At 61.6% G+C, this 25200-nt stretch carries 26 protein-coding genes; 17 read left to right on the forward strand and 9 right to left on the reverse strand.

What is annotated here, in order from left to right; translation table 11 throughout:
• Nucleotides 1-74: 74 nt before the first annotated feature.
• From PQG80_RS17020 to PQG80_RS17035, 4 genes are all read left to right on the forward strand, one after another.
• The gene (locus PQG80_RS17020) at nucleotides 75-419 is read left to right on the forward strand and encodes a winged helix-turn-helix transcriptional regulator (protein WP_271752624.1); all 345 of its coding nucleotides are present in this window, start codon (nucleotides 75-77) and stop codon (nucleotides 417-419) included.
• 126 nt (nucleotides 420-545) lie between these two features.
• Nucleotides 546-2372 (forward strand): sensor histidine kinase, encoded by a 1827-nt coding sequence (locus PQG80_RS17025; protein WP_271752625.1) that lies wholly within the window; start codon nucleotides 546-548, stop codon nucleotides 2370-2372.
• A complete protein-coding gene (locus PQG80_RS17030) occupies nucleotides 2353-3501 on the forward strand; it encodes a response regulator (protein ID WP_271752626.1) in 1149 nt (382 codons plus the stop codon). Before PQG80_RS17025 ends, PQG80_RS17030 begins: the two co-directional genes overlap by 20 nt.
• 115 nt (nucleotides 3502-3616) lie before the next feature.
• Nucleotides 3617-4270: a YfbR-like 5'-deoxynucleotidase gene (locus PQG80_RS17035; protein ID WP_271752627.1), complete on the forward strand. Its 654-nt coding sequence runs from the start codon at nucleotides 3617-3619 to the stop codon at nucleotides 4268-4270.
• Between the two features lie 252 nt (nucleotides 4271-4522).
• On the opposite strand, the gene PQG80_RS17040 is transcribed toward PQG80_RS17035, so the two are convergent.
• Complete coding sequence (locus PQG80_RS17040; protein WP_271752628.1) at nucleotides 4523-5434, reverse strand: DUF4097 family beta strand repeat-containing protein; 912 nt, start codon at nucleotides 5432-5434, stop codon at nucleotides 4523-4525.
• A 1-nt stretch (nucleotide 5435) separates the two neighbouring features.
• Nucleotides 5436-5765 (reverse strand): HAAS domain-containing protein, encoded by a 330-nt coding sequence (locus tag PQG80_RS17045; protein WP_271752629.1) that lies wholly within the window; start codon nucleotides 5763-5765, stop codon nucleotides 5436-5438.
• Nucleotides 5766-6112: 347 nt separating this feature from the next.
• Here PQG80_RS17045 and PQG80_RS17050 point away from each other — a divergent pair, with 347 nt between their 5' ends.
• From PQG80_RS17050 to cyoD, 5 genes are all read left to right on the forward strand, one after another.
• Nucleotides 6113-6352, forward strand: a complete 240-nt coding sequence (locus tag PQG80_RS17050; RefSeq protein ID WP_271752630.1) for a hypothetical protein — start codon at nucleotides 6113-6115, stop codon at nucleotides 6350-6352.
• 265 nt (nucleotides 6353-6617) lie between these two features.
• Nucleotides 6618-7643: a ubiquinol oxidase subunit II gene (gene cyoA, locus PQG80_RS17055; protein ID WP_271752632.1), complete on the forward strand. Its 1026-nt coding sequence runs from the start codon at nucleotides 6618-6620 to the stop codon at nucleotides 7641-7643.
• A gap of 13 nt (nucleotides 7644-7656) precedes the next feature.
• Nucleotides 7657-9615, forward strand: coding sequence for a cbb3-type cytochrome c oxidase subunit I (locus tag PQG80_RS17060; protein WP_271752633.1), 1959 nt, complete (start codon nucleotides 7657-7659; stop codon nucleotides 9613-9615).
• Nucleotides 9615-10235, forward strand: a complete 621-nt coding sequence (gene cyoC / locus PQG80_RS17065) for a cytochrome o ubiquinol oxidase subunit III (RefSeq protein ID WP_271752634.1) — start codon at nucleotides 9615-9617, stop codon at nucleotides 10233-10235. The genes PQG80_RS17060 and cyoC overlap by 1 nt, the downstream gene beginning before the upstream one ends.
• A complete protein-coding gene (gene cyoD, locus PQG80_RS17070) occupies nucleotides 10236-10577 on the forward strand; it encodes a cytochrome o ubiquinol oxidase subunit IV (RefSeq protein WP_271752635.1) in 342 nt (113 codons plus the stop codon). It abuts the gene before it with no gap.
• Nucleotides 10578-10685: 108 nt separating this feature from the next.
• Here cyoD and PQG80_RS17075 read toward each other — a convergent pair whose 3' ends face one another.
• Nucleotides 10686-11579, reverse strand: a complete 894-nt coding sequence (locus PQG80_RS17075) for a cation diffusion facilitator family transporter (protein WP_334219826.1) — start codon at nucleotides 11577-11579, stop codon at nucleotides 10686-10688.
• 672 nt (nucleotides 11580-12251) lie between these two features.
• Here PQG80_RS17075 and PQG80_RS17080 point away from each other — a divergent pair.
• The 4 genes from PQG80_RS17080 (at nucleotide 12252) to PQG80_RS17095 (ending at nucleotide 16256) form a co-directional block, all read left to right on the forward strand.
• Complete coding sequence (locus PQG80_RS17080; RefSeq protein WP_271752636.1) at nucleotides 12252-13706, forward strand: circularly permuted type 2 ATP-grasp protein; 1455 nt, start codon at nucleotides 12252-12254, stop codon at nucleotides 13704-13706.
• Nucleotides 13707-13727: 21 nt separating this feature from the next.
• The gene (locus PQG80_RS17085; protein ID WP_271752637.1) at nucleotides 13728-14681 is read left to right on the forward strand and encodes an alpha-E domain-containing protein; all 954 of its coding nucleotides are present in this window, start codon (nucleotides 13728-13730) and stop codon (nucleotides 14679-14681) included.
• Entirely contained in the window at nucleotides 14678-15544 is an 867-nt protein-coding gene (locus PQG80_RS17090; RefSeq protein WP_271752638.1) for a transglutaminase family protein, read from the forward strand. The genes PQG80_RS17085 and PQG80_RS17090 overlap by 4 nt, the downstream gene beginning before the upstream one ends.
• 250 nt (nucleotides 15545-15794) lie before the next feature.
• Nucleotides 15795-16256, forward strand: coding sequence for a hypothetical protein (locus PQG80_RS17095; protein WP_271752639.1), 462 nt, complete (start codon nucleotides 15795-15797; stop codon nucleotides 16254-16256).
• On the opposite strand, the gene PQG80_RS17100 is transcribed toward PQG80_RS17095, so the two are convergent.
• A complete protein-coding gene (locus tag PQG80_RS17100; protein ID WP_271752640.1) occupies nucleotides 16196-16837 on the reverse strand; it encodes a DsbA family oxidoreductase in 642 nt (213 codons plus the stop codon). The two genes, PQG80_RS17095 and PQG80_RS17100, sit on opposite strands and share 61 nt — an antisense overlap.
• A gap of 156 nt (nucleotides 16838-16993) precedes the next feature.
• Between PQG80_RS17100 and PQG80_RS17105 the strand changes: the two genes are divergently transcribed.
• The 3 genes from PQG80_RS17105 (at nucleotide 16994) to trxA (ending at nucleotide 18823) form a co-directional block, all read left to right on the forward strand.
• Entirely contained in the window at nucleotides 16994-17824 is an 831-nt protein-coding gene (locus tag PQG80_RS17105; protein WP_271752641.1) for an aldo/keto reductase, read from the forward strand.
• A gap of 115 nt (nucleotides 17825-17939) precedes the next feature.
• Nucleotides 17940-18365, forward strand: a complete 426-nt coding sequence (locus PQG80_RS17110; RefSeq protein ID WP_090116127.1) for an RrF2 family transcriptional regulator — start codon at nucleotides 17940-17942, stop codon at nucleotides 18363-18365.
• 146 nt (nucleotides 18366-18511) lie between these two features.
• Nucleotides 18512-18823: a thioredoxin gene (trxA, locus tag PQG80_RS17115; RefSeq protein ID WP_271752644.1), complete on the forward strand. Its 312-nt coding sequence runs from the start codon at nucleotides 18512-18514 to the stop codon at nucleotides 18821-18823.
• A gap of 79 nt (nucleotides 18824-18902) precedes the next feature.
• Here the strand turns inward: trxA and PQG80_RS17120 are convergent, their stop codons facing one another.
• Nucleotides 18903-19625, reverse strand: a complete 723-nt coding sequence (locus tag PQG80_RS17120) for a hypothetical protein (protein ID WP_271752645.1) — start codon at nucleotides 19623-19625, stop codon at nucleotides 18903-18905.
• Nucleotides 19626-19757: 132 nt separating this feature from the next.
• Here PQG80_RS17120 and PQG80_RS17125 point away from each other — a divergent pair, with 132 nt between their 5' ends.
• Nucleotides 19758-21041, forward strand: a complete 1284-nt coding sequence (locus tag PQG80_RS17125; protein WP_271752646.1) for a molybdopterin-dependent oxidoreductase — start codon at nucleotides 19758-19760, stop codon at nucleotides 21039-21041.
• A 38-nt stretch (nucleotides 21042-21079) separates the two neighbouring features.
• Here PQG80_RS17125 and PQG80_RS17130 read toward each other — a convergent pair whose 3' ends face one another.
• The 4 genes from PQG80_RS17130 to PQG80_RS17145 form a co-directional block, all read right to left on the reverse strand.
• Nucleotides 21080-22474: an extracellular solute-binding protein gene (locus PQG80_RS17130; RefSeq protein WP_271752647.1), complete on the reverse strand. Its 1395-nt coding sequence runs from the start codon at nucleotides 22472-22474 to the stop codon at nucleotides 21080-21082.
• Nucleotides 22471-24030: an ABC transporter substrate-binding protein gene (locus tag PQG80_RS17135; protein ID WP_271752648.1), complete on the reverse strand. Its 1560-nt coding sequence runs from the start codon at nucleotides 24028-24030 to the stop codon at nucleotides 22471-22473. The genes PQG80_RS17130 and PQG80_RS17135 overlap by 4 nt, the downstream gene beginning before the upstream one ends.
• Nucleotides 24027-24596: an RNA polymerase sigma factor gene (locus tag PQG80_RS17140; protein ID WP_334219827.1), complete on the reverse strand. Its 570-nt coding sequence runs from the start codon at nucleotides 24594-24596 to the stop codon at nucleotides 24027-24029. The genes PQG80_RS17135 and PQG80_RS17140 overlap by 4 nt, the downstream gene beginning before the upstream one ends.
• Before the next feature lie 358 nt (nucleotides 24597-24954).
• A complete protein-coding gene (locus PQG80_RS17145; protein ID WP_271752649.1) occupies nucleotides 24955-25098 on the reverse strand; it encodes a hypothetical protein in 144 nt (47 codons plus the stop codon).
• Nucleotides 25099-25200 lie beyond the last annotated feature (102 nt).

Raw genomic sequence — 25200 nt, forward strand, 5'->3', positions numbered from 1 at the left:
GTAACAAATGATATAAAAAGAATATGCGAAAGAATATGCGAATCGTCGAGCACCGAAATAAGGAGGCACCCCCTATGCTGCAAACGATCAAATTCGAAGCGAACGATACGGCAAGCAACCCCGTCGGAACGGCGATGAGCGTCATCGGAGGCAAGTGGAAAGGCGTCATTCTCTATCAACTGATCAAGCAGGAGGCGCGCTTCAACCAACTGCGCCGCATGATCCCCGGGATCACCCAGCGGATGCTGGTGCTGCAGCTCCGCGATCTCGAGCGCGAAGGCCTCGTGCAGCGCGTCGTCTATCAGGAGACCCCGCCGAAGATCGGTTACCGTCTCACCGAGTACGGCCGCACGCTGGAGCCGGTCATCCTGATGCTCAAGGAATGGGGCGAAGGCCACCAGTCCGCTCCATTGAACTGATTCGGTCGCGAACCGAGAACCGAGCCTCAGCGGCTGCGGTTCTCTTTTTGTTTTTAGAGGAATTATGCGCGATTTTGTCGAAAGGATGGTATACCAAGCGCCTGCGGGCAAAGGAGGCGCAAAAGCATGGCAGTCGGACAATGGATGCCGGCGTTGCTGTTCGCCGCGACGGCGCTCATGCTGCTCATCGCTTGTCTCGCCTATCAGAAGCGCCATCTGCAGGTCGCGCGCACGATGATCGGCACAATGCTCGCGGCATCGTTCTACGCAGCGGGCTACGCGTTCGAGCTGATGAGCGGGACGCTGCGCGGCGTCAAACTCTCCCTGCAGATCGAGTACCTGGGCATTCCGTTCGTGACGGCATGCTGGCTGCTGCTGGCGATCCAGTCCACGGGGACGGCTGGGGCCGTGTCGAGACGGCTCGTCGGCTGGCTCATGATCGTGCCCGTCGCGACCTTCCTGCTCCATCTCACCAATGGCTGGCATGGTCTGGTGTACGAGGCCTATGTCTTGAATACGGACGGCGGCTTGCCGCCGTATTCGACCGTCAAGGGCCCCTGGTACGCCGTCCATGCCATGTACAATTACGGTATCCTTGCGGCGGGCCTGCTCTTGTTCTTCCCGATGTACTGGCGCTCGCAGCGGGATTCGCGGCGACAGATCCTCATCCTCATTATAGGCGCGGCCGCTCCGGCGCTTTGCAACGCGGCGTTCTTTTTCGGCGTGCGCTTCGACTTTACCCCCTTCGGCTTCGCCGTCTCAGGCCTCGTCTACGCCTGGGGCATCTTCAAGTTCAACCTGCTGCGGCTGACGCCGCTCGCGCTCGCCAAGGTGTTCGATACGATCCGGGACGGAGCGGTGTTGCTGGACCACGAGGATCGGATCGTCAGCAGCAACGCGGCGGCCGAGCATATCTTCCCCGCGCTGCGCGGAGCCGGCCGGTCTCCGGCCCATGCGCGGGACATCTGGCCCGATGGCCGCGAGCTGCTGGGCCGCATCGCCGCGGCCGACGGCAGAGAGGACCGCTTCCCGCTCGTCCATGCGGACGGAGGCGGCCGCGCGAGGCATTATATTTGCAGCCTGTCCTTTCTCTACGACCGGGGGATGTCGCCCATAGGCAAGCTGCTCATGCTCAGCGACGTCACCGAGCTCAAGGAGAACGAGGAGAGGCTGCGCGAGAGCGCCCGCCAGCTGTCCGAGCTGAACGCATTTAAGGATAAGCTTTTCACCGTGATGGCCCATGACATCCGGGACCCGATCGCGCTGCTCGTCAGTCTCACGGAGCTGCTGGAGGAGGAGCCGGCTGCCGACGATCCGGCCCATGCCGACGTGTACCGGGAGATCAAGGGGCAGCTGCGCGGCACGTTCCGGCTGGTGGACAATCTGCTCGACTGGTACCGGAGCCAGAACGGTCAGGTCGCGTTTCGCCCCACGGCCTGGAATCTCGGCCAGGTCGTCCGGCAGGCGCTGTCCGCGGCGGGTCCGAGAGCGGGCATGAAGCGCATCGCGCTGTCCTGCGACGTCGACGGCGCGCTCTCGGTGCTGGCCGACAAGGAGATGCTCGACCTCGTTTTCCGCAATCTGCTGTCCAACGCGGTCAAGTTCACGGGCATGGACGGCGCGATCGAGGTTCTCGCGGAGCGGGCAGGGGATCGGGTACGCGTCCGCGTCCGGGATGACGGCGCGGGCATCGACGAGGAGACGTCCCGGCTGCTCCGCCAGGAGGAGCTGTTCGTGAAGGCGCGGGGATTCGACCGGGAGGGCGGAGAGATGCGGTTCGGATTGGTGCTGACGCGCGAGTTCCTGCGGCTGCACGGCGGGAGTCTTGCGTTCGACAGCGCCCCCGGCAAGGGAACGACGTTCGTATTCACGCTGCCTGCGGCGGCGGAGGCCGGCGAGACGGCAGAGCTAGACGGAACGGAGGCGACCGGGCATGAACGTTATATTGGTTGACGACGAGCCGGTCATGCATCTCATCATGCGGAGGATGCTGGCCAAGTTTGCCGAGGTGCGGATCGCGGGGGTGTTCACGGATACGGAGTCGGCGGCGGATTGCCTGCTCGGCGGGGAGGAGATCGGACTCGCGTTCGTGGACATCTCGATGCCGGGCGAGAACGGGCTCGAGTTCGCAGCCCGCATGGAGAATGCCGGCAGCCGGGCCCGGATCGTCTTCGTGACGTCCCACAAGGAGTTCGCGCTGCGCGCGTTCGAGCTGTCGGCGGTGGACTACCTGGTGAAGCCGGTATCGCAGGAGCGGCTCGAGCGCACGGTTCATCGCGCGCTGACCGCTGGCGCGGGCAAGGCAGCCGCGCTCCCGGACGCCGCGGAACGCACGGCCCGTCCGATCTCCGTAACGACGCTCGGCGACTTTTCGGTCGGCGGCGACCTGGGCCGCGTCAAGTGGATCTCGAACAAGAGCGCCGAGCTGTTCGCCTACCTGCTCATGAACCGCGGGAAAAGGATCGCCCGCTCCCGGCTGATCGAGGATATATTCGGCGGCATGACGCCCGGCAACGCGGAAAAATACTTGAACACGGCCGTCTACCAGCTGCGCAAGTCGCTCGAGCCGATCGGGCTGCGGGAGGCCGTACGCTCGGAGAACGACGGCTATGCGCTCGAGCTGCCGGGGGCCTCCGTCGATTACGAGACGTTCGAGCGGCGGATCGCGGCATGGAACGGGGCGGACGGCTTCGATGCGGAGGCCGCGCTCGGCGCCGAGCGTCTGTACACGGGGGATCTTTTCGGCAACAAGTCTTATGTATGGGCGACCTATGAGACGGAACGGCTCGCCAAGGCCTACGGCGCCTACGTCCTGCTGCTGGCGGAGAGGCTCGCGGAGACGGGGGAGACGGGGACGGCGTCTAAGCTCCTGCTCAAGCTGCACGCCCGCGATCCGCTCGCCGAGACGACGATTCGGCATTTGATGAAGCTGTATGCGCGAGAGGGCAATAAGAAGGCGCTCACCGCCCAGTACACCGACTACGTCAAGCTGCTGAACCGGGAGCTGGGCATCCGCCCCTCCAAGGACCTGCTGCTGCTGTACGATTCGCTCGTCAGCGGACTGGCGGACGCGGGCAGATAAGATCGCCGCTTTACCTTCTGATAATCCTGGCTTTACATCGGCAAGCTACAATGGGGCTGCGGCTCGCTCTTTTTTACGAACAGCCGGACATTCGCTATCTAAAGGAGAGCCCGACATGGGGATACACGCCTACTTCAGGTCGCTGGACGTGCTCGACCGGATCATTCGCTGTCCCGGCAAGTTCAAGTTCGAAGAGCATAGCGTCGCCGCGCATTCGTGGAAGGTCGTCCAGTACGCCAAGACGTTCGCGGATATCGAGGAGCAGCAGGGCGCGACGATCGATTGGAAAAAGCTGTACCGGATCACGAGCAGCCACGATTACGGCGAAATCTTTATTGGCGATATCAAGACGCCCGTCAAGCATTCCTCCATGCAGCTGCGCACGCTGCTGCAGCGCGTCGAGGAGGGCATGATCCATAACTTTATCGAAGAGCATATCCCGCGCGAGTTCAAGGCGATCTTCCAGGAGCAGCTGCGGGAGGGCAAGGACCAGTCGATAGAAGGCCTGATTCTGGAGGCGGCAGACAAGCTGGACCAGGTGTACGAGGCGTTCTCCGAGCTGCAGCGGGGCAATACGGAAAAAGAGTTCGTCTCGATGTACAGGCACGCGCTGCTCAGCATCCGGCGCATCCCGCTCAAGTGCGTGGACTACTTCTTCGACAGCATCCTGCCGGACCTGGTAAGCGAGGAGTCGATGTCGCCCGTGGACATCCGCAAGATCACCGAAGAGGCGCTGGCGTCCTCGCCGTCGCAGCCGTATCCGGCCTGAAGGCGGCCGATGGCCTTCACTACGAGAGGCGTTGCGCCAAACGGGCGCCCGCTCAGGCCAATCGCCTTCACTACGAGAGGCGTTGCGCCCAACGGGCGCCCGCTGACGCCCATCGCCTTCACTACGAGAGGCGATGCGTCCATCGAGCGCGCGCCCAGGCCAATCGCCTTCACCACAAGAGGCGATTCCCCCGCTTACGCCAAAAAAAGGCCCAACGCCATCTCTACGAGAGGCATTGGGCCTTTTTAGCGCTTACTCCGACGTTTCCACCCGGATACTGCCGCTGTCCGTGCGCACCTTCAGCACATCGGTCGACTGTCCCGGCGAGTCCGGCGCGTGGATCGAGCCCGAGTCCGACCGGAGGTCGTACTGGCCCGCGAAGGCCGCGGTCAGCTCGACGCGCACGCTGCCGGAGTCCGTCTTGACGCTCGACGACGACGTATCCTGCTTCTGCAGCCGGACGCTGCCCGAATCGGAGTCGATCGCGGCCGCGCCGGTAAGAGCGGCCAGCTTGATCGAGCCCGAGTCCGTCGACACGCTTGCGTCCCCCTTCATACCGTCGCCTTGCACGCTGCCGGAATCCGTTTTTACCGTCACCTGCTCGGCCGCGATGCCGCTCAGTCTCACCGATCCCGAGTCGGCCTTGAGCTCGAGCGTTCCGGCTTCGATGTTCGACGCCCTCAGCGCCCCCGAGTCGGAGCTGATCTCGACCGTCCGCGCCTTGGATCCGTCCACGCTCACCGAGCCCGAATCCGACTTCACCGTGACGGCATCCAGCCGTCCGGCGCCGCTCAACGCGACGACGATCTCCTGCTTGCGGCTGCTGAAGTCGAGGTCCATGTTGAACCACTTGAACTTGGTGTTGAGGTTCAGCTCCAGCTTGCCGTCGCGCACCGTGACGTCGGACAGCCGGTCGATGACCTCCTGTTCCTCTCTTCCGTTCAGCGTGACCGAATTCCGGCCGTCCGTACTGGGCACGAACCGCACGTTCAAGCTCTTGGCTTCTCCGTTAATCGTGAGTTGCCTCAGCTCTCCCTCGCCGAACGTCCATGCTTGCGAATGCGTCTCGAGCGGGTCCGCGAAGTGGAATTTGTAATAAGCCGCGCCGCCGAGACCGATCAAGATCAGGCCGATTGCGATCGTAATCCAAGATACTTTCTTCATATTATATAGCCCTACCTTTCCGAATCCGGTTCGTCCAGTCCAATGCGCCGGCCGTCAGGCGGATGCCGGTCTTGAATGCCGCGACCGTGCCGAGGGCTGCGAGCATGCCGACGCCGGTAGCTGCCAAGCTGGCGTACATCTTGGCCGGGTAGCCGTAGCCGTAGAGCGCCCAGTCCGCGAGCACGGCGAGCGGCGCGGCGATCAGGGCGACATTGGCCGCCGCCAGGGCTGACAGCGCAGCCCATAACGCGAGCCACAGCGGGATCGCGACGATGCCGATCAATGCCAGCATCGCGGTCGCGAGCGGCCCGGCCGATTTGTTCTCGTTCATGTTCATTCCTCGTTTCTATGCCGATGGCTTAGCCTGAATAATTCCTTGCCTGCCGCTTCATTATAGGACGGTGACGGGAGCTGCGGTAACGGACGGCGGTTGGAATGCGTCTCCGCCTTAGGTCTAGGAAGATTATAGCAGTTGGACGCTTGCGCGGCTTGCTTTCGTTTGGAGGCCGATCACCCCGGGTAACAAACAATAGGGCTCACATGCAGCCTTGACAGTTGAATCGAGCACGGACAGCGCGGATCGGCTATGGAGTTTAGGCAGATTCGGACTATATTTTGTCACAATTCTGTGATAGAATGTTCACAGATAGCGTTTCCACCGAAGGGAGCTGTTCACAAGTGAGAAAAGACATGACGATCGCGTTGAAATGGACCGCGGCGGTTATTATTGCATTTGGCGTAATCTGCAGCGCTTTGAATATGAACGAATTTAACGACGGCAACTTGGGACTGATGATCGGCATCGGCTTCCTCGTAGGCGGACTGCAGATCCTGCTGTTCGGCGTAGCCGCTCCGCTGATGATGAAGAAGTCGGATCTCGAGCCCGAAGGCCTGGACCAGGTCGAAGATCTCGCTTAACCCGGCGCCGCCGGAACAACCGATTCAGCCAAAGACTGCCTGCGCAGAGAGACTTCTCCGCGTTAGGCAGTTTTTTTGTTGCGATTGTTTGAACAAAGGTCGAATTGGTGAACAATTTATTGCTAAATATCAAACAAACATTGACGCATTTGTTAACAGCAGCGCCGTGGCCTCCGGTATTTGATATGTTAAGGACATAGCGCGGAACTCTGACGAGAGGGACCGCGGGCCACGGCGCCAAGCCGCAATCAAGGAGTGTGAGCAAATGAAGTACAAAGGGTGGTTCATGCGGGCGGCGGCGCTCCTGCCGCTGGCGCTGATGACGTTCCTGCTGTCCGGCTGCGGCGACGTAGTCGTCCTCGATCCCAAAGGAGAGATCGGCAAGCAGCAGCTTGACCTGATTTATATCACGACGGGGCTTTGCCTCATTATTATCGTGCCTGTCCTGATCTTGACGTTCTGGATCGCTTGGAAATACCGGGCGAAGAGCAAAAAGAAAGAAGCGTACCAGCCGGAGTGGGATCACAGCACGAAGCTGGAAGCCATCTGGTGGGGCGTGCCGATCCTGATCATCCTGCTGATCGCCATCGTCACGGTGCAATACAGCTACAAGCTGGAGCCGTCCAAGGCGATCGCATCCGACGAGAAGCCGATCACGATCCAGGTCGTGGCGCTGGACTGGAAGTGGCTCTTCCTCTATCCGGAGCAAGGCATCGCTACGGTCAATTACATCCAGTTCCCTGAAAAGGTGCCGGTACAGTTTCAGTTGACCGCAGACGCGCCGATGAACTCGTTCTGGATCCCGCAGCTCGGCGGCCAGATCTATACGATGTCGGGCATGGCGATGAAGCTGCATCTGATCGCGGACGAACCGGGCGATTACTTCGGCACGGGCGCGAACTTCAGCGGCGAATACTTCGGCAAGATGACGTTTAACGCCAAGGCGACGTCCCGAGCCGACTTCGACAAGTGGGTAGCGGACGTGAAACAATCGTACCCCGCGATGAGCAAGGAGGGCTACGACGAGCTGGCGAAGCCGGATACATCCTTGGTACGGTCCTTCTCCGCCTTCCCGAACGGTCTGTTCGACGGCATCGTGAACAAGTACGTCGTGGCAGGCGAATCCGGCCATCACCACGGCGGCAGCGACGCGGATGCATCCAAGGAAGAGACTTCCGTCACTGAAAATCACGAAGGCCACGATATGGGCGATATGGATATGAGCGAGATGGACATGGGCGATATGGACATGTCCGGCGCGGACGATCAAGGCGCCGCGCATCAACATTAAGGAGGGGACCCGATTGAAGATTACCAAGCTATCCGATTTCTTCGTGACAGGGGACCCGCTCATCTACGGCGCCGACGTCGCGATCGGACTGACGATGGTCGCCATCGTCGTTGCGCTCACGGCGTTCAAGCGCTGGGGCTGGCTGTGGCGCGAATGGCTGACGACCGTCGATCACAAGCGGATCGGCATCATGTACGTCATCGCTTCGCTGCTGATGCTGTTCCGCGGGGGCGTCGACGCCTTGCTCATGCGGACGCAGCTGGCGCTGCCCGACAGCATGGAGTTTCTGAAGCCCGATCACTATAACGATATTTTCACCACGCACGGCGTCATCATGATCTTGTTCATGGCGATGCCGCTGATGTTCGGCCTGTTCAACCTGGTCGTGCCGCTGCAGATCGGCGCGCGCGACGTCGCGTTTCCGCTGCTCAACTCCCTCAGCTTCTGGCTGTTCTTCATGGGCGCGATGCTGTTCAACGTTTCGTTCGTCATCGGCGGCTCGCCGGAGGCCGGATGGCTGGCTTATCCGCCGCTCTCGGAGAAGATGTTCAGTCCGGGCGTCGGGCAGGACTTCTACATCTGGGGGATTCAGATCTCGGGTATCGGCTCGCTGATGACCGGCATTAACTTTATCGTCACGATTCTGAAGATGCGCGCGCCTGGCATGAAGCTCATGAAGATGCCGATGTTCACCTGGTCGGTCCTCTCGAGCTGTCTGACGATCATTCTGGCGTTCCCGATCCTGACGGTGACGCTGGCGCTGCTCTTCATCGACCGATACTTCGGCGCTCACTTCTTCACGCTCGACATGGGCGGCAACCCGATGATGTACATCAACCTCATCTGGATGTGGGGTCACCCCGAAGTTTATATCGTCGTACTGCCGGCATTCGGCATATTCTCGGAGATCGTCGCCACCTTCTCCAAGAAGCGGCTGTTCGGCTACGGCTCCATGGTGTTCGCGCTGATGAGCATCAGCGTATTCTCGTTCTTCACCTGGGCTCACCACTTCTTCACGATGGGCTCGGGCGCCAACGTCAACGCGTTCTTCGCGGTCACGACGATGATCATCGCGATACCGACCGGCGTCAAGATTTTTAACTGGCTGTTTACGATGTATAAAGGGAAAATTACGTTCGAGCTTCCGATGCTCTGGACGATGGCCTTCATTCCTTGCTTCGTCGTAGGCGGCATGACCGGCGTCATGCTGTCGGTCGCGCCGGCGGACTTCCAGTTCCACAACAGCTACTTCCTGATCGCGCACTTCCATCAGGTACTCATCGGCGGCGTCGTATTCGGTTACTTCGCGGGTCTGTACTACTGGTGGCCGAAGGTGTTCGGCTTCAAGCTCAACGAGAAGCTCGGACGCTGGGCGTTCTGGCTGTGGAACATCGGCTTCTATGTTTGCTTCATGCCGCAGTACGTGCTAGGCCTCATGGGCATGACGCGCCGCGTCAGCTCGTACAGCTGGGACACCGGCTGGTGGAGCTGGAACTTCGTCTCCACGATCGGCGGCTTCCTGATGGGGATCGGCTTCCTGTTCCAAGTGTGGCAGATTCTGCACAGCATCAAGTTTATGAAGCGGGTCAAAGGCGATCCGTGGGGCGGCCGCACGCTCGAGTGGTCCATCCCTTCGCCGGCGCCGTTCTACAACTTCGCGATCACGCCGAAGGTCGAAGGCAGAGACGACTGGTGGCGCCGCAAGGAGCTGGCCGCGCAGGGCATTCAAGATCCGCCGCCCAAGTACGAGCCGATCCACATGCCTAAGAATTCGGGCACGCCGATCGTCATGTCGGTCTTCTGGTTCATCCTCGGCTTCGGCTTCGTCTTCGACTGGCTGTGGCTGATTATACCGGGCGCGATCGGGATCGCAGGCACCATGCTGTATCATTCGTTTAACTACGACACGGATTATTACGTAACGGTCGACGAGATTAAGAAGACCGAAGCCAAAGCGGGGAGGGTTGTCTAATGGCGCATGTCGCGACCAGCCAATCTTCGCACGATCACGGTCACGGCCATGACGGCCACCACGACCTTGAAGCGCTGCGGATGATGGGCTTCTGGATATTTATCATTACCGACTGCATTATCTTCGGCACGCTGTTCGCCACGTACGCCGTCCTCGTAAACAATACGGCGGGCGGCCCATCGGGCGCCGACCTGTTCGAGATGCCCGGCGTCATCGCCGAGACGTTTATCCTGCTGACCAGCTCCTTCACGAGCGGCCTCGCCGTTCTGTCCATGAACCGGGGCGACAAGAAGGGTCTGATCGGCTGGCTGATCGTCACCGCGCTGCTGGGCGCATCCTTTATTACGCTCGAAGTCACCGAGTTCCTGAAGATGATCGACGAGGGCGCCAAGATCTCGACCAGCGCGTTCCTGTCCGCCTTCTACACGCTCGTCGGCACCCACGGACTCCACGTCTCCATCGGTTTGATCTGGATGGTCGCGCTCATGCTTCAGGTCGCGAAGCGCGGCATCACGCCGGTGACCAAGCGCAAGATCAGCAACATCAGCCTTTACTGGCACTTTCTCGACGTCGTGTGGATCTTTGTCTTTACGATCGTGTACATGATGGGGGTGAGGTAAATGGCGCAGCATCATGACACGCACGCCCCGCACGGCGGCGACGCGCACGAGTCCCATGGTTCGATGAAGTCCTACGTGCTCGGGTTCGTCCTCTCGCTCGTCCTGACGGCGATCCCGCTGATCCTCGTGCTGAACGATATCGTGACCGGCAACGCCGCCGACGTCGTCCTGCTCGTGACGGCCGTCCTGCAGTTCGTCGTCCAGCTGTTCTTCTTCATGCACCTCAAGGAAGAGAAGAAGCCGCGCTACAACCTGATGGTGCTCCTGCTCGGACTCGTCATCGTCCTGACGATCGTCGCCGGCTCCATCTGGATCATGAAGTACAACATGGTATCGCATTGACGCATTAAAAAGGTGACCTTTGGAGCGGGCTGTCCGCTTCGGAGGTCACCTTTTTTTGTTTGCCGGCGGGTTGGCGAGCGACAGGGCCGGGTTGGCCGGCCGAGTTCGCTACTCGCCCTCGTTCCACGGATTCATATGCACGAGCACCTCGACGACGTCGGGGTCGCTGTCCATGATGCGGCGCTTGAGCGCGCGGCCGATATCGTGCCCTTGCTGGATCGTATAGTGGCTCGGGATGCCGACGCGCACGTCGACGATGATGTAGTGTCCGTGCTCGCGGGCGCGGACGCGGTCGATGCGCTTGATCTCGTTCTCGCCCGCGATCACCTTCTCGTACTGCGCGAGCTTGCCTGGGGCGACATTGCGCTCCATCAAGATGTCGATCGCGTCGGTGCCCATCTCGTAGGCGAGTTTAAGCACGAGCAGCGACACGATGATGCCTGCGACGGGATCGCCGTATGCGGCCCAGGGCCAGTCGAGGCGCTCGCCGATATAGGCGAGCCCGATGCCGATGACCGCGGCCAACGAGGCGTATACGTCGGCGAGGTGATCGTAAGCGGTGGCGAGCACGCTCTTGCTGTTCACGGCGCGTCCGACCCGGATCGTGTAGACGTACAGCGCCTGCTTCCAGACGAGCGACACGACGGCGGCGGCCAGCGGCAGCAGGCTCTCGCTCTCCGGCGGTTCGCGGAGCGTCTGCACGGCATGGTAACCGATCCAGAGCGCGGCGATCGCCAGGATAATGGCCACGAGCGCGGAGGCGACGACCTCCGCCTTGCCGTGGCCGTACGGGTGATCTTCGTCCGCCGGCTTCTTGGATACCATGGAGGACGTCAGCGCCGCCACGGTCGCGATGATGTCGCCGGCGTTGTGGATGCCGTCCGCCACGAGCACGGGACTCGCGAAGAGAAGGCCCACGATGATCTTCATGATCGTGAGCGCGATATTGCTGACCAGGCTGATCCAGATGGACAGCAGCCCTGCATTCCCTTTAGAGGTCAACTGGATAACTCCTTTTGCCGGGCATTGTTCCGATATTTTAACATAGCGCGGCGGAGGAAACCTAATGCAGGCGAGAGGGGGGAGGGTTGCGAATTACCTCGAAAAACAAGCTAACTCGCCGTCGACCGGATCTCAGCAGTCCGAATTACCTCGAGAAACACGCTAACTCGCCTTCGATCAACCTCTGAAGCCCGAATTACCTCGATATACAAGCTAACTCGCCTTCGATCAACCTTCGCAGCCCGAGATACCTCGAAAAACAAGCTAACTCGGGATCCGTCAGCCCCCTGAAGCCTGAATTACCTCGAGAACCAAGCTAACTCGCCTTGGACGAACCTTCGCAGCCCGAGTTACCTCGAAAATCAGGTTAACACGCGCGATCATTCATACACCCTTTGTTCGGCTATTGGCCCCTCCAGCTGTCCGCTGACCCCATGATTTTGTAGAAAAGCCCTCAATTATAACGTATAACGGAATGTATACGTCATATTATACGTGAATTTTGTTTATTTTATGTAAACATTATTGACATAAAAGAAGCGGAGGAATAGAATTCATTTAACAACGGTTGCCGACCCGGACAGAGGATGTCTATCGCCCCCGCCCGGATTCCCGCCCGAAGGGAGGAAAGGCTCTTCTCCTCCGCGAACCCGCGCGGAGAGGGCCGCACGCATGGAATTATGGAACGCGATCACCTCGCTGTCGCCTCCCGCTTCCAAGTTTTACGACGAGATGTTCGAGGGGACGCAGGTCAGGGCGCATTATGAAAAAGTCCAGGCGATCCTCTCCCGCCTCAGCCTCGACGAACGAGCGGCCAGACAGCGTCAGATGAACCAGCGGCTCATGGAAGAGGGAATCACCTTTACCTTGTCGCAGCCCGGTCAGACGGAGGCGCTCGAGCGCACGATTCCGTTCGATCTCGTGCCCCGCATCATTCCCGGCGCCGAGTGGGATACGATCGAGCGCGGCGTCTCGCAGCGCGTGCGCGCCCTGAACGCTTTTCTCCAGGACGTGTACCACGAGCAGCACATCTTCCAGGACGGGCTGATTCCCCGCCGCATGGTGCTCGGCAACCGCTACTTCAGAGGCGAGATGATGCGGCTCTCCGTGCCCGGCGGCACCTACGTGACGGCATCCGGCATCGACCTCATCCGCGACGAGAAGGGCGACTACTTCGTGCTGGAGGACAATCTTCGCTCGCCCTCGGGCTTCTCCTACATTTTTAAGAGCCGCTCGATCATGACCCACGACTTCCCGGAAATGTACTTTTCGCACGCCATTCGAGGCATCGACCGCACGCTGGACGCCTTCCGTTCCTCCTTGCGGGCCATGGCGCAGACCGACAAGAGCGATCCGCTGATCGCGCTGCTCACGCCCGGCAGCTTTAACTCGGCTTACTTCGAGCATGCGTTTCTCGCGCAGCAGATGGGCATCGAGCTCGTGGAGGGACGCGACCTCGTCTGCGAGGATCATAAGATCTATATGCGCGGTTCCCGCGGCAAACGCAGGATCGACGTCCTGTACAGGAGGATCGACGACGATTACCTGGACCCGCTCGCGTTCAGGCCGGATTCGATGCTGGGCGTGGCAGGGCTCATGAACGCTTACCGCTTCGGCAACATCGCGATCGCGAACGCGCCGGGCACGGGCGTCGCCGACGACAAGGCGATCTACACCTTCGTCCCGGACATGATCCGCTATTACTTGAATGAGACGCCGATCCTCTCCAACGTGCCCACCTATCTGATGAGCCGCCCCGAGGAACGGGAATACGTGCTGCAGCGGCTGGATGAGATGGTCGTCAAGGAAACGTCGCTCTCCGGCGGATACGGCATGCTGATCGGTCCGTCGTCGACCGAGGGGGAGCGCGCGGCCTTCGCGCAGAAGATTATCGCAGACCCCGACAACTATATCGCGCAGCCGACGATTAAGCTGTCTACGGCGCCCGTATGCCAGGATGGCCGGCTCGTCTCTCGGCATATCGATCTCCGCGTGTTCGCGCTCATGAACGGCAAGGACGTACACGTGCTGCCCGGCGGGTTGACGCGCGTCGCCATGAAGGAAGGCTCGCTGGTCGTCAATTCGTCCCAAGGCGGCGGCTGCAAGGATACATGGGTATTAGCTTGATCCTGACGAGGAGGGTAACCTATGCTGGACCGCATCGCGGAGTCGTTGTTCTGGATCGGACGCTATACGGAGAGGGCGGAGAATCACGCGCGGCTCATCGACGTGTATTATCATCTGCGGGAGGATGAGAAGGGGCCCGACGAGCAAGTCTGGCGCCGCATCGTCGGCGCGATCGGCGACCTGTCCGCCTACGAGGAGAAATATCCCGAATACGACGAGCGGAGCGTCATCCATTTCCTGACGCTGGATGCGACTCAGGCGAACTCGCTGGTCGTATGCGTCGGCCAGGCGCGCGACAATCTGCGAAAGATCCGGGACCGCCTGCCCTCCGAGCTGTGGAATCTGCTCAACGGCTTCTATCTGTGGCTCAAAAACTGCGATACCGCGGAAGTATTGGGCGACTCGCCGCACCGGTTCTACCGGCGGATCAAGGAAGGACTGGCGGCATTTCAGGGAACCGCGGTGTCGATCGCGCTGCGCGACGACGCGTACAGCATGATGGAGAGCGGTCGCTACCTGGAGCGATCCGAGAATATCGTGCGGCTGCTTCAATCGGTGCTGCGATATACGACGGAGACGGGCCGTTCCTCGTACGCGTATCTCATGGCCGTGCTTAAGTCCGTCGGCGGATACGAGGCGTACCGTCGGCTGGGCATCGAGGAGTTGAGCACGGAGGAGGTGGCCGCGTTTCTGCTGGCTCAGGAGACGTTTCCCCGTTCCGTCCATTATGCGCTGGCGTACTTTTCCGATCACGTCAAGGCGCTGCGGGAAGGCACCGGCCGATCGGGGTCGGGCGTCGAGCGGATCATCCGGACGGCCGACAAGGCGCGGTCCGAGCTCGGCTGGCTGGAGCGTCCGGAGATCAACGCGGAGTCGCTGGATGCCGTCCTGCGGCAGCTGCTCGCGACGAACAGGCAGCTCGGGGAATCGATGGCGAAGATGTTTTTTTTCCCTGGACGGGAGGTCACGGCATGAAGCTGGAAATTACGCACGTCACGACCTACCGGTACGCGGCGCCGGTGACGGACAGTGTCAATGAGTTGCGGCTCGCGCCGCGGACCGACGAGCGTCAGGCCTGCTACCAGCATCGTCTCGTCATCGAGCCCAACGTCTCCTTGATGTCCTACGAGGATTACTTCGGCAACCGGGTCCATGCCTTCACGGCGAACCATCCTCACCGCGAGTTGATCATCAAGTCGCAGTCCACGGTCGTAACCCGCGATTCCGAGATGAAGCGCAAGCCCGAGACCGAACCTTCCGAATCGTGGGCACGTCTGCGCAGCGACGCGTTCCGGGACGCCAACGCGGAATACCTGCTGCCTACGCCGTTCGCGACGTTTCATCCAGTCGTCGCGCGGTATGCGGAGGCGGCCGTCTGCGGCGCCGGGGAGACGGGCGTGTTCGACTTCGTTCAATGCGCTTCGGGGCGCGTCTTCGGCGACTTCGAATACAACCCGCTGTCAACGGCGGTCCACACGACGGCCGACGAGATGATCGGCATCGGCTCGGGCGTCTGCCAGGACTTTGCCCATCTGCTGCTCGCGATCTGCAGGATGCGCGGCATACCCGCGCGATACGTGAGCGGCTACCACTTCGTCGGCGACCTGCAGGGGCGCAACGCGGACTTCGAACAGGCCTCGCATGCCTGGGTGGAGGTGTACGTGCCGGGTATGGGCTGGGTGGGATTCGATCCGACCAACAACGGGCTCGTGGACTGGCGCTATGTGAAGCTGGCGCATGGACGCGACTACCTGGACATCGTGCCGGTCAAGGGCGTGTACCGGGGAACGGGGCAGCAGACGCTGACCGTAAACGTGGACGTGCAGCTGGCGGGGTAAGGCGCGTGCGGCGGTCGGTTATCGGGGTGCCGGAAGGTCCGGGGGCGGATGTTCGGAAAGTCGGGTCGGGTGACGGATGTACGGAATGTTGTTAGACGGGATATTCGCAAAGACGAGTGACGGGCTGCTCGAAAATTCGTTGGACTGGATGTTCGCAAAGACGTCGGAGGAGCGAGGTTGTCCGAGAAGTCGCGGGAACGCGGCCGCGGGCAGCCTTGTTTGTGTTGCAAGGGGCGGATCGCCTCCTGTAGTGAAGGCGATGGCGCCGGGAGCGGGCCGCAGAGGCGGATCGCCTCTCGTAGTGAAGGCGATGGAGCCGGGAGCGGGCCGTAGAGGCGGATCGCCTCTCGTAGTGAAGGCGATGGGCCTGGGAGCGGGCAGCAGAGGCGGATCGCCTCTCGTAGTGAAGGCGATGGGCCTGGGAGCGGGCCGCAGAGGCGGATCGCCTCTCGTAGTGAAGGCGATGGAGCCGGGAGCGGGCCGCAAAGGCGGATCGCCTCTCGTAGTGAAGGCGATGGAGCTGGGAGCGGGCCGCAGAGGCGGATCGCCTCTCGTAGTGAAGGCGATGGGCCTGGGAGTGTCGCGCGCCGCCAAGGACACATCGCGAAGGCATACAAAAGGCGGCCTGCGCATCGCGCTGCCGCCCTCTTTTTACACGCCGCTCTGCTCCGCGATCTTCCCGAACGCCTTGACGAACTCGGCTGCCGGATAAGCGCCGGACAGGCCGTATTTGTCGTTCAGGACGAAGAAGGGCACGCCCGAGATGCCCATGGACGTAGCATGGTCCAGATCCGCCTGCACCTCCTCGGCGCCGCGTCCATGGTCCAGCGCCGACTCGAGCGGGAAGGTCTCGAAGCCCAGGTCGGCCGCGATCTCCAGCAGCACCTCGCGCTTCGCGATATCCCTGCCGTACTCGAAGTACGCCATCATGACGGCATCGATCCAAGCCTCGCGCCGGTCCGCGGGCAGGATCGCGGTCAGGCGATGCGCGAGCACCGTATTCGGCATGCGGGTCACCCGGTCGAACCGGAAAGGAACCCCGACCGCGGCTCCAGCCTCGGTCACGCGCTGCAGCATTTCCTCGATGCGGTGCTCCCCGCCCATCTTGTGGGCCATGGAGGCGCGGAACGGCAGGCCTTCGGCCGGCACGGAGGGATCGAGTAGAAAAGCATGGTAGCTGACGGTAACTTCTTCGCCGGATTCGGCGGTCCACTGGGCGATCGCGTCCATGACGTTCTTTTTGCCGATCCTGCACCAGGGGCAGACCATGTCGGAATAAATGCTGATATGCATGAGCTTAAGCTCCTTGTCTAAAGTAGGATAATATTCAGCGCGCCGCAGACGGCTCCGCCACCTTGAGTATGCCAGAACTGACGGCCCCGATCAACGTGCGGCCCGCCGTCATCCATGGTAACATGTCTTAAGACAAGCGAGAGGGAGTGGGGCCGGATGGGATGGACCAAGGCGTCCGCGGTAGAACTGCTGAACGGAGAGCGCATGCCGCGACTTGGACTGGGCGTATGGCGGGCAAAGTCGGGCGCGGAGACGGAAAATGCGGTCGGGGCGGCGCTCGCGGCGGGCTATCGGGCGATCGATACCGCCTCCCTCTACGGCAACGAGGCGGACGTGGGCCGCGCGATCCGAGCATCCGGTATCGCCCGGGACAAGCTGTTCGTCACCTCGAAGGTGTGGAACGACGAGCAGGGCTACGACGAGACGCTGCGCGCCTTCGCCAGGAGCAAGGAACGGCTCGGCATCGGCCCGGTCGACTTGTATCTGGTGCACTGGCCCGTGCCCGGCAAGTACAAGGATACCTATCGGGCGTTGGAACGCCTGTACGAAGACGGAGAAGTGCGCGCCATCGGCGTCAGCAACTTCAAGATCCATCATCTCGAGGACCTGATGGGCGTCTGCCGGATCAAGCCGATGGTCAATCAGGTGGAGCTGCACCCGTTGCTGACGCAGAAGCCGCTGCTGGAATTCCTGCGGCGCGAGGGCATTCAGCCCGAGGCGTGGCGTCCGCTCATGCAAGGGCGGCTCGACCATCCGCTGCTGGCCGATCTTGCGGAGGCGTACGGCAAGACGCCGGCGCAGATCGTGATCCGCTGGCACCTGCAGCAGGATATTGTCGTCATTCCCAAGTCCGTGCAGGCCGGCCGGATCCGGGAGAACGCGGACGTGTTCGACTTTGCGCTGTCTCCGGCGGACATGGCGCGGATCGACGGCCTGAACGAGGACCGCCGGTTCGGGATGGATCCGGATCTTGTCCAAGGGAGTTGAGCGGAATACCCTCGGCGCCCCGGCGGCATGCTAAAGCATGGACCCGGCTGCCCCTTGACAGGCTCAACTGTAACTGTTAATATTACAGTAACCCGCCGGGGAAGGGGGCGCCGCATTGAACAGCGAATTTATTATTGCCGTACACAGTCTCGTCCTGCTCGCGCACAAGCCTGACGGCATGGCCTCCAGCGAAGAGATCGCGGCCAATGTTTGCACGCATCCGGCGCGGGTGCGCAAGGTACTCGGTTTTCTGCGGAAGAACGGCTACGTGACGACGCGCGAAGGCTCGGGCGGCGGCTACAGGCTTTGCATCGATCCTTCGGATATGACGCTGGCGGATATCTACCGGACGATGGCGGCCGGCGCGATCACGCCGAACTGGTGCAGCGGCAATCCGGACATGGACTGCATGGTCGGTTCCAATATGCAGGAAGTCATGAATTCCGTGTTCTGCGGCGCCGAGAAGCAGCTCGAGAGCTACTTCCAGGGGATCACGATCGGCCAGATGCTGTCCCGGATCAAGGCGTGTCAGAAGACTTAGCGCCGGGTAAGGTTCGTTGTATGCTCCGCGCGCGGTCGGCGGGGACGGTCGCAGGATGGAGCGGGCCGGAGCTTCGCGCTCGGGCGCCGATCATCATAGAAGAACGATAGACAGGATTCATACAACCCTTGAAGGAGTGGATTACGATGGCCGTAGTCGTAACGAAGGACAACTTTAACGAGACCGTAAGCGATGGCGTGTCTCTGCTTGATTTCTGGGCGCCTTGGTGCGGCCCTTGCAAGATGCAGCTCCCGATCGTAGAAGAGCTGTCGACCGAGCTGCAAGGCACGGCGACGATCGCCAAGGTCAACGTCGACGAGCAGCCCGAGCTGGCTTCCCAATTCGGCGTCATGAGCATTCCGACCCTGATCCTGTTCAAGGACGGCCAACCGGTCGACAAGCTGGTCGGTCTGCAAAGCAAGGATTCGCTTAAGGCGAAGATCCAGAACCAACTGTAAGATCTCGCACGACGAACAAGCACCCCGCCCATGAGGACGGGGTGCTTGTTTTTTTGCCGACGAGTAGGCGGGCACAGACTCATATCGTCCACTGCGCGTGCGTCAAGGCAACCAGCCGCCATTCGCCGTCGTTCTGCGTGAACGTGAGAATAAGACTCTCCCAATCCATGCTGTCGGCCGAATCGTCGAAGCCCGGGAAGTGAAACTCCGCGAAGGAGGAGCCGGGATACATATCCTGACCGTTGTAGACGGTGTTGCCCTGGCCGACGAGCTTGTTGGTCGTGATGGAAGGCGCGGTATCGAAGTCTTTGTCGTAGACGAACTTGTCGTAGTAATCGCGGAAGGAAAGCTCGATCGGCTCGCCGCTGCCGTCGGCCGTGCCCCACTTGATCTTGTCGGCGCTCTTGAAGGACGGCAGGCCGTCCGGCATGAAGATCCGGTCCTCCGCGGTCATCGCGGCGTAAGGAGAGAAGCGCAAGCCCAGCTTCGGATCGATCCACGAAGAGAGTCGTTTCAGGTCGCGGTCGCGCAGCGCCTCGACGACGTCCTTGGCCGCGGCTGACAGCGCCGCTTCGGCGTCGGGCGAAGGTGCGGGAGCCGAGGCCGACGGCGAGGCGGCGGGATCGGTAGCGGACGGAGCGGCGGAATCCGAGGCGGAATTCGAAGCCGAGTTTGAAGCTGAAGCAGCAGCGGAAGCGGCGGGCGGAGCGCCGTTCGTATCATCGTTCTTGTCCGCGCCGCAGCCGGCCAGCAGCGCGGCGGCGAGCAATACGGTCAAGTACGGGAGCATCCTGCGGATCATGATGCATAACCTCCTGAGGTGTACGGAATTTAGCTCTTTTTTAATTTTCGTATAACTTAGACGCAAAAAAGCGCCGGATGTTCCGGTGAAGTTTCGAGATGTTATACTGATTTTACGAGGGAGGGCGGGAGGATGGCGGATCGGAGAAAGCAAGGCTTCGGCAAACAGCTCGCGGAGCTGCACCGTTGGAACGCATGGCTGGTCGTCGCGTTGGCCGCGAGCGGGCTGCTCTTATCCTGGGGCGCGGCCAGAGGCTGGCTCGGCGAGGGCCGCGTGTGGGTGAAGCAGCTGCATATCTACGTCGGATTGATCACCGGGATCGTCCTGGTCCTGTACGCGCCGCTGCTGAGGCGGCATCTGAAGCAGCTGCGGGGCCGGCCGGCGCAGCGGGGCAACCTGGCGTTCGTCGTCTTCCTGCTGCTCGGCTGGCTGCTGTCGGGCATCGTGCTCTGGCAGCTCCGCCATCTGCCGCCCCGGTGGGCGACGGCCGCACTGGCGGTGCACGATCTGCTGACCTGGGTGGGGCTGCCCTACGCCGCCTACCACTCGGTCACCCGCATGCGTTGGGTCAAAAAGCCGCATCGTCGCGCTGTGCGCACGGACGATTTTGCCGCGGCGGACGGCGACGAGGCTCGCGGCGCAGGTGCCACGAGTCCGTATGGCGGCGGCTTGCACCCGGCTGCCAGCCCGCCCACATTGTTGACGCGCCGTCAGTTTATCCGGGGCGCCGTGGGCGTGGCGCTGGCCGCCGCGGTGCTGCCTTCCTTTTTCAAGTGGATGGGCGGCAGCCTGATCCCGGCCTCCGGCTCCGGGAATATCGCCGCGGGCGATACGGATGCCAATCGCATGCTTCCCGCGCCGCAGCCGCTGCCGGACTCGGCCAATGTGGTCGGCGGCGGGGCGAGAGGGAACTTTCGCCTCTATACGGTGACGCCGCTGCCCCATTTCGATTCGGACACGTGGCGCTTCAGGCTGGACGGATTGGTAGACCGGCCCGCGACCTGGACGTGGGAGCAATTCCTCGAGATTAAGCGCAGAGTACAGGTTAGCGACTTCCACTGCGTCACGGGCTGGTCGGTATACGACAATACGTGGGAGGGTATCCCGCTGACCCAGCTGCTGGACGCGGCTGGCGTGCGTGCGGGCGCGAAGTACGTGAAGTTCTATTCCGGGGACGGAGAATATACCGACGCCCTGTCGCTTGAGCAGGCGCGGATGGAAGACGTGCTGGTCGCCGTGCTTCACGACGGGCAGCCGATTCACCGGGACTACGGCGGCCCCGTGCGTCTGATCGTACCGGGGATGTACGCGTACAAGTCGGTGAAGTGGCTGGACCGGATCGAGCTGATCGACCGGCCGCATACCGGCTATTGGGAGGCGCGCGGCTACGACAACGACGCATGGGTGAAGGCTTGAACGCCCTCACCCTGTCCGGATTTTTTTAATCGACAACGTTACTTTGACTCGTCGGCGCCGTCGGCCTTTTGGTCCGACAGCGCTTTTTTCATGAGCGCTTCCGCCTCGGGTTGGATCGCCGCGTACGCTTCGTCCAACGTCTCTTTGTCTTCCACCGCGCTGCGGATATGCCCGTTCACAAGTTCCGCGAAGGCTTCGTCGAAGCCCGCGGGTCCCTGCTCCGCGCCATAATAGAACTTGTCTATCGAATTAGTCGGCCGCAGCGCGTAGAACGGCTCGTAATCCGGGTCCTGCTTCCATTCGGGATAATCCCGCTGGACGGACAAGTCCATGGCGCCGATCGCGCTCCCGAGTCCCGCTTTGGCCTTGCCGACGTGCTCCGACATGAAGTAGGAGAGCACCTGCCAGGCCTCCTCGGCATGCGCAGCGGACGTCGGGATGGCGAATACTTCGTACAACCGAATCTCTCCGCCGACGCCGGGATCGGAGGAGCGGGCGGGCGGCTCGACGACGCCCCAGCCGAACTTCGGCTTCTGGGCGGACTTGAGATTCGCGAGCAGAAAGTCGTCGTCTACGGCGATCGCGGCCTTGCCCTTCTTGAACAGGTCCGCCGACTCCATAGCGGCCTGATCGTAGTAGGTCGTACCGTCTTCCTCGCGTCCCTCGGGCCAGGAGGCGACGAACGTGCCGCGCTTGTAAGCGGAGGCGACTTGCTTGAACAGCCGCTCCCAGCCGGGCGTATCGAAGGTGACCGCGCCGGTATCGGCGTTGGTGTACTTCAGGCCTTCGGTGCCCGCGATCCGCTGCAGCAGGTCGAAGGGACCGCGGAGCCACGGGATGTGCAGACCGATCTCGTCCTTTTCCCGGCGCTTGTCCTGCATGATTCGGTCGGCCAGCTCGATGGTCTGTTCCCAGTTCATGCCGTCCGTCGGATAGGGGGTGCCGAGCCGGTCGAAGATATCCTTGTTGAAGTACATGGCGTTCGCATGGAAGGCCGGACCGATCCCATAGAGCGGGCCGCCGTCTTCGCCGCGGAGGAAGTCCAGCACGCCGGGCGTCACGGTGTCGGTCAGCTTGCTTTTCTCGCGTGCGATAAGCTCGTCCAGATTCTGCAGCCGGTCCGCCTTGCGCAGCAGCCCGAAGTCCGAACTGTTCAGAATTAGCAGATCGGGCTTTTCCCGGTCCATGAATTCGGCGATCGTCTTCTCGTCGTAGGCTTTGTAGTCGTTGTCGGCCTGCAGCGGCACGAATTTGACGTCCCAGTCGGGGAATCCGGCTTCGATGAAATCTCTGAATTGCATGTCGTACGTATAGGGCTGGCAGCAGGCGACCGTGAGCGTCTTCGGCTCGGTCGCGGTGTGCGCGCTCTTCGTGCATCCGGATACGAGCGCAAGCAGCAGGGACAGCGCCAGGAGCGGCGCCAGCCGCTTCATGGCTGTCCTCCCGCTGCCGCTTGGCCGGCGGCAGAAGCCGCTTGGAGCGCCTGCTCCGCCTTCGCCTGCAGCGCCTGGAGCAGCTCGGACACGTCGAGCTCGTCTCCGCCGGCGTTCTGCGTCCGATTGCTGGCTTCGGTCCAGACGGCGCTGGAGACGCTGCCATACACGGGATTCGCATCCCGCTTGGTTCTGTCGAGGACCTGCGAAGGATCGGCATCGGCGCGATAGAACAAGGCAGACCGGGTATCGCTCGCCGCTGCGTCCGCGGCTACGGTCGGCAAGGCGTCGCCGTGCGGGAAGCGCACGTACCGGTTGGCCTGCGAAGGACTCATGATATATTTTAGCAATTCCCATGCCGCGTCGGCATGGGCCGCTTGCGCCGGAATGGCGAATACGAAGGGGATCTCGAAGGCGGCGTCCATGCCGCGCGACGCTTTGTCCCCGGGCGGCGCCAGGATGCCCCAGTCCTCCTGGGCGAGTCCTAGACCGGATCCGGCGTCCGAGAGGGTGTCGAGATATGCGCTGGAGGCGTACGTCATCGCCGAGCGTCCGTTCAGGAACGGGTCGTGCGCGTACAGCTCCTTCATTGAAATATTGCCCTCCCATTTGAAAACCGGATCGTTGTTGATCCAGCCCGCCCGACGGCCGGCTGCCAGCTTGGTCCACAGGTCCGTCCAGGCAGGCGTGTCGACCGTCGCCTGTCCGAGCTTGGCGTCGGCGAGCCGCAGGCCCTGGCTCTTGCCGATGATGCTGGCCTCGAACCAGATCGTCGAATTATAGCCGAAGCTGAGACCGTTGACGGGTTTTCCGCCCTTTTCGATCCCCTGGAACCTTGCGGCCAGATCCATCGCCTCGTCCCAGCTCATGCCGTCCGTCGGCTCCGGAACGCCGTTTTCCTGAAATAGCTTGCGATTATAAAAAAGCGCATATCCTGAAAACTCGGGCGCATAGCCATACAGCTGTCCGCCGCCCGCTTCGCGTACCGTCGCCCGGACGGTCGGCTGCCAGTTCCCGTCCTTCAGCCCGTCCCGCTTCATCCACGTATCCAACGGCTTCAGCAATCCGGCGGACGACAGCTCGGGCAAGTAAGCCAGCGGGACCTGCACCAGATCGGCATGGCTTTTGAGCAGCTGTTCTTTAAACGGCTCTATGCCTGGCGTCAGATTGAACAGGTTGGCGGTTTTTCCGGGATAATCGGCGTATTCGAATCTCACCGACGGATGCCGAATGACAAAAGGTTGGCCGAACGCGGACATGAAGCCGCTATTGTCCCAATACATGACGTTAATCGTCGTCGGCTCCGTCTCGCTGATGACGGGCTTGGCCGCCTCTTCGGGCGTCAGCAGTCCCGCCAGCTCGCTCCGGAAGACGACCGCTCCCGCAATCAGCAGCGCGGCGACAGAAGCGGCGGCGGCGCGTCTTCTTCGTTTGGCGCGTCGTTCAAGCATCTTAATGCGCTCCTTCACTTTTTTCATCGTAGCGGTGCCGAAGCCGCCGGAGCCGAGCGGCAGATCGGACAACCTATCTTCCCAGCGGTCGCGATGGTCCCTCATGTTCTCCCGCCCCTTTCCGCGTCGTCTTCGCGCTCGCGTTCGAATGTCTTGTTCATCGCGGCCCGCGCCCTGTGAATGCGCGATTTGACCGTCCCTTCGGACACCTGCAGCAGGTCGGCGATCTCGGCCATGCTCAGACCGTGATGCGCCTGGAGCAGCAGGCTCTCGCGGAGCTTGCGGGGCAGCTCCATGACCGTGCGCCAGATCTCGCGCTGACGCTGGGAGCCGAGCCACTCGTTCTCGGCGGACATCTGGGACTCGCGCAGCGGCAGGACGGCGGGCAGGCGTATGCGGCGATACCAGGCGGACTTGAAGTAATCCAGCGCGGTATTGCGCGTAATCTTGAGCAGCCAGGCGCGGGCGCCCGATTCGCCCCGCAGCGCGTGCAGGTTCTGATAGGCTTTGACAAATACGTCCTGGGCAATGTCCTCTGCCGTCTCCCGCTTGCCGGTCATGAAGAAGGCATAGTTCCATACGTCCCGTCCGTAAGTGAGCATGAGCTCCTCCAGCACGGCGTCGCGGTCGATGCCCCCGGTCATATGCTTCAAATAGTCGTGATCCAACAAAAGCCACCTCGCATCCGCAAACGGACAATCTGTCCGGGCGTTCCCCGACTTTCATAGTTTTATAGTAGCCTTCCGGCGCCGTACGGGGAAGACGGCGGCCCTATGGCCCGATTCTTTGTGCGGCCGGCACATCTAAGGAACGAATGATGCGGCGGAAAGTTCCCTATTCACCGACTTTTTTGAATGCGGGGACCGATTGTGATGGCATCCAGGGTATGGTAGGGTAGAGGGACGTTTATGGGGAAGATCGGCGGGGGAACGGCAACAGAGCGGCGAGGGCGCCGCTCTGAGGAATCCATATCGGAAGGCTTGCGAGGCGACCCGGTCGGGCAGCTGCGGCGGGCGCCGCGGCCGCGGGTCAGTCGGTCTTTTTCTTTTTCTGCGGTACAGGGGCGACGGACTTGGTGTCCTCCAGCGTGTCGTTCACGAACGCCATGTCCTGGTTCTTGGCTTCCATCTTGGTCGTTCCCTTGTAATTGCCCTTGTGGCTGTCGTTCTCCATGCGGTATTCCTCCTTCGCTGCGAGAGTCGGCGAGAGGCTGGCATCATAGGAAGCACAGCGGCGATTCGCTCAATATAGGTTAACCGAGTTAAAGGGGCTGTT

This window comes from Cohnella rhizoplanae (genome assembly GCF_948329515.1).
Classification (GTDB): Bacteria; Bacillota; Bacilli; order Paenibacillales; family Paenibacillaceae; genus Cohnella; species Cohnella rhizoplanae.